Source organism: Prevotella sp. 20925_1_30, assembly GCF_041433025.1.
GTDB lineage: Bacteria > Bacteroidota > Bacteroidia > Bacteroidales > Bacteroidaceae > Prevotella > Prevotella vespertina.
The window spans coordinates 1-1867 of record NZ_JAPWAR010000062.1 but is presented as its reverse complement, the minus strand read 5'-3'; the positions used below and the strand labels follow the sequence as shown (position 1 = coordinate 1867).

The window sequence follows — 1867 nt, the reverse complement described above, 5'->3', positions numbered from 1 at the left end:
AAAAGTGACAGCAACTAAAAACAAAAACTATGTTAGGAGTTTAGAGTAACAATGGAGCATATAGTTGATTCTTTGACATAAGTAACGCCTCTCCATTAGTGAACACCAGCAGTATTGTAAAAGTAAGTATTCAACTTGCATTATCACTTAAAGCCATCAAGTGGTTGTTCTCATCCCAGTACATCCTACAAGTGGTATTCGTTGAGTCATTCGTTACCAGTGTAGGATTACCGTTGCATCGGAGATATACGCAGCATAGTTGAAAATATTCTCTGGAAAAAATGCCTCTTGAAGCCGCACGAAATAGAAATAGCATGGTCAATATATTACCTTTCTTTTTCAACGAGCCATAGTTTTATTCCTTTCTTTTTTATTGCTACTAATGCATCGGATTGTTTCCTCTTAGTAAAATATCCATAATAATAATGATAATCTTTGGGAAAAGGATATTTTCTATAAAGACTACCCCACATAACTTCTTCTTTGGTATAATAGTTATAGAATTTACAATACTTATTAATTAAGTATATTATATTTATATTGGACTCAAGATTCTCCCCCTTTATATCTGTAGCTAAAGTATCAAACAAGGTCAAGAATATTTCCTTTCCATCATTTTTAAAATAAATTTCAGGAACTCCTTTTACTTTAGACTTTACATATCTTTTATTTTGGATAAAATTGCTGATTTTACAATAATCTCTATGGCTAATTTTGATAGTATCATTTACGAGTACACAATTTGACATATTTATCAATTCATGCGCCTTGACAGTTTTGGAGCTGAAAATAGGTCTAAAGAAGACTACTATCGAATCTTTATATTTCGATTCAACTCTACACCTTTTAGTACAACTAAAGAAAATTAGAATTAAGACGAATACAGCAATAAAATTTTTCATTTTGTTTCTTTTTTTTCCTTTATTGAAGTTGGTCGCCAGGGTTGCTCGGGTCATTCCGATCATTCTGTATTTATTCTTTACACTTCCTACTTAATATCTATCAGTCATTTGATAAGCTGGTTTCCCTAACGAATCTGTCATGAACATAATAATACTCGGGGAGGTATCACCGTTAGAATGATTTTCGATTCTATACTTTCTATTGGGATATAAGAAAATTTTTGTTACTTGGTGGTCACGCCAGTCTGTAATTACGTAATTGGAATCTACAGAGGTTAATGAAATCTTTCGTTTCGCTTCATGACCTTCTTTTAATTGTATAAATTGGATATCTTCTATACTATCATTATCACTATAAATGTAAACATTAAATAATTTCCCATTTTTACTTATTATGGTAGATGAAGATATATCAAACTCAATTCCATTCCCTTGCGAGTTAAATAAGAGAAAAATAAGAAATGGCAGGGACAATAAGCATAATAAAAACAAAAATACAGATAATATTTTTTTCATTATTTGGTTGTTTCTTTAGATTTAACATATTCGTTCCAATACTTATCAATCTGTTGTATTTTCTTTGTATCTGATATATCGGATTTAAGTAAGTTGATCAAAGAGTTATTCCCATATTTCTCATTAACAAATTCATTGAATCTGTTGAATGAATCAGATCCTTTGCCAGCTTGCTTCTCTAACGGAGATTTATCATGTCCTCCATACTTTAAATAAGAGGCAATAAATTTACTGAGATATGAATTAGTCCGATGAGTCTCTAATGAAGGTACATACATGTCCTTTGCATACATAGATGTTTTTAGAAGAAGCTCATATTGCTTATCGGCAATTTTATTACTAGCTTTTATGTGATTAATATGACCAACTTCATGACTAGAGATATCAAGCCATACATAATAATTCTGCCCAAATTCAGAATCATCAAATAGACTATTTGTATATGTTAT

General features: G+C 30.7%; 2 protein-coding genes and 1 pseudogene. All 3 read right to left on the bottom strand.

From position 1 onward, the window contains the following. Window positions 1-326: 326 nt before the first annotated feature. Complete coding sequence (locus tag O3603_RS11980; RefSeq protein WP_371523045.1) at window positions 327-749, bottom strand: hypothetical protein; 423 nt, start codon at window positions 747-749, stop codon at window positions 327-329. A gap of 243 nt (window positions 750-992) precedes the next feature. After that, window positions 993-1418, bottom strand: coding sequence for a hypothetical protein (locus tag O3603_RS11975; protein WP_004384660.1), 426 nt, complete (start codon window positions 1416-1418; stop codon window positions 993-995). Beyond that, window positions 1418-1867: pseudogene (locus tag O3603_RS11970) on the bottom strand (RHS repeat-associated core domain-containing protein); the annotation flags it as partial. The gene O3603_RS11975 and the pseudogene O3603_RS11970, both read right to left, overlap by 1 nt.

What these genes read in the sequence shown, in the direction of transcription:
- O3603_RS11975 (WP_004384660.1), bottom strand. Translation starts at nt 1,418, where the DNA reads ATGAAAAAAATATTATCTGTATTTTTGTTTTTATTATGCTTATTGTCC.
- O3603_RS11980 (WP_371523045.1), bottom strand. Translation starts at nt 749, where the DNA reads ATGTCAAATTGTGTACTCGTAAATGATACTATCAAAATTAGCCATAGA.